Source organism: Intrasporangium sp. (assembly GCF_035280925.1).
Lineage (GTDB): Bacteria > Actinomycetota > Actinomycetes > Actinomycetales > Dermatophilaceae > Intrasporangium.
Genome location: NZ_DATEEY010000053.1, coordinates 1 through 2,129 on the forward strand (window position 1 = coordinate 1; position 2,129 = coordinate 2,129).

At 69.9% G+C, this 2,129-nt stretch carries 1 protein-coding gene; it reads left to right on the plus strand.

What is annotated here, in order from left to right; all coding sequences use genetic code 11:
• Nucleotides 1-2,129, plus strand: a 2,129-nt coding sequence (gene polA, locus VJN29_RS05545) for a DNA polymerase I (RefSeq protein WP_324142588.1), incomplete at both ends; no start/stop codon positions are given.

A 2,129-nucleotide genomic window follows, 5' to 3' on the forward strand; every position in this document is an offset into this window, starting at 1 on the left:
TCAACGTCCTGCGCGACGAGGCCCCGACGCACATCGGGGTGGCGTTCGACGTCTCCCGCAAGACGTTCCGCTCGGAGGAGTACGCCGAGTACAAGGCGGGTCGCTCGGCAACCCCGACGGAGTTCACAGGCCAGCTGCCGCTCCTGCGCGAGGTGCTCGACGCCCTCCGGGTCCGCCACCTCGGCGTGGAGGGGTTCGAGGCGGACGACGTCATCGCCACGCTGACCCGACAGGCGGTCGAGGCCGGGCACGAGGTGGTGATCTGCACGGGAGACCGTGACGCCTTCCAGCTCGTGTCCGACAAGGTGACCTTGCTCTACCCGGTGCGTGGAGTCTCCGAGGTGTGGCGGATGGACCCCGCCGCCGTCACCGACAAGTACCTGGTCCCGCCGGAGCGCTACAGCGACCTCGCGGCGCTCGTGGGGGAGTCGAGCGACAACCTCCCCGGCGTGCCGGGGGTCGGACCGAAGACTGCGGCGAAGTGGCTGAGCCAGTACGGCGACCTCGCGGGGGTGGTGGCGCACGTCGACGAGATCGGCGGCAAGGCCGGGGACAACCTGCGCGAGCATCTCGACGGGGTCCTGCGCAACCGCAAGCTCAACCGGCTGGTCGACGACCTCGACCTCCCGCTGAAGGTCGAGGACCTCGAGCGCCGGTCCTGGGACCGGGAGGAGGTGCACACCGTCTTCGACGGCCTGGAGTTCCGGGTGCTGCGAGAGCGGCTGTTCGCGACCTTCGAGGTGGAGAAGGACGAGGTCGAGGGTGGCTTCGACCTCGCCGGTGACGTCTTCACGGCGGACGACCTCTCGGTCCGCTTCGGCGACGGCGCCGAGGGCCGCCGCCTGCCGCACGGGGTGGTCGTCGTGGGTGGGTACCGAGGTGGTTCGGGGGATGCCGGTGCGGTGGCGCTGGCCGGCGCCGACGGCTGCACGGCATACCTCGACCTCACCGTCCTCACCGCCGAGCAGGAGGCGGTCCTCGCCGGCTGGCTCGCCGATCCGAACGCGCCCAAGGTGCTGCACGACGCCAAGGAACAGCTCCAGGCCCTGTCGACGCGTGGTCTGACCCTGGCCGGCGTGACGAGTGACACCGCACTCGCGGCCTACCTCGTCCGCCCGGACCAGCGGTCGTTCGACCTCGAGGACCTCGTGGTCCGTCACCTCGGACGCGAGCTCAAGGCAGAGTCACCGGCCGGCGACCAGGGAATGCTCGACTTCGCCGCGGACGAGGACACGGCCGCCCGCGACGCCATGGTGCGGGCGACCGCCGTGCTCGAGCTCGGCAAGGTCCTTGCGGAACGGCTGGAGGAGACAGGCGGAACCGACCTGCTCCGCGACCTCGAGCTTCCCCTCGTCGACATCCTGGCCCGGATGGAACGCACCGGGATCGCCGTCGACGAACCGGCCCTGGCCGAGCTCGAGGCGGACTTCGGGGCCAAGATGCACCAGGCCCAGGAGGACGCCTGGGACGCCATCGGCCGTCGTGACGTGAACCTCGGCAGCCCGAAGCAGCTCCAGGAGGTGCTCTTCGACCAGCTCGGCATGCCGAAGACGAAGCGCACCAAGACCGGGTACACGACCGATGCCGACGCCCTGGCCGACCTCTTCGTGAGGACCGAGCACCCGTTCCTCGAGGCGCTCCTCCGACACCGCGACACCAGTCGCCTGCGCGTCACGGTGGAAGGGCTCATCAAGTCGGTGGCGGCGGACCGCCGCATCCACACGACCTACATCCAGACGATCGCGGCCACCGGCCGGTTGTCGTCGACCGACCCGAACCTGCAGAACGTGCCGATCCGGACCGAGGAGGGCCGCCGGATCCGCGACGTCTTCGTCGTGGGGGAGGGGTACGAGTCCCTCATGTCGGCCGACTACAGCCAGATCGAGATGCGGATCATGGCTCACCTCTCCGGTGACGAGGGGCTCATCGAGGCGTTCCGGACGGGGGAGGACCTCCACCGCTTCGTCGGCGCCCGGGTGTTCTCCGTGGCACCCGAGGAGGTGACCCCGGCGATGCGGAGCAAGGTCAAGGCCATGAGCTACGGCCTCGCCTACGGCCTCTCGGCGTTCGGCCTCTCGAAGCAGCTCACCATCTCGACGAGCGAGGCACAGGGGCTCATGAACGAGTAC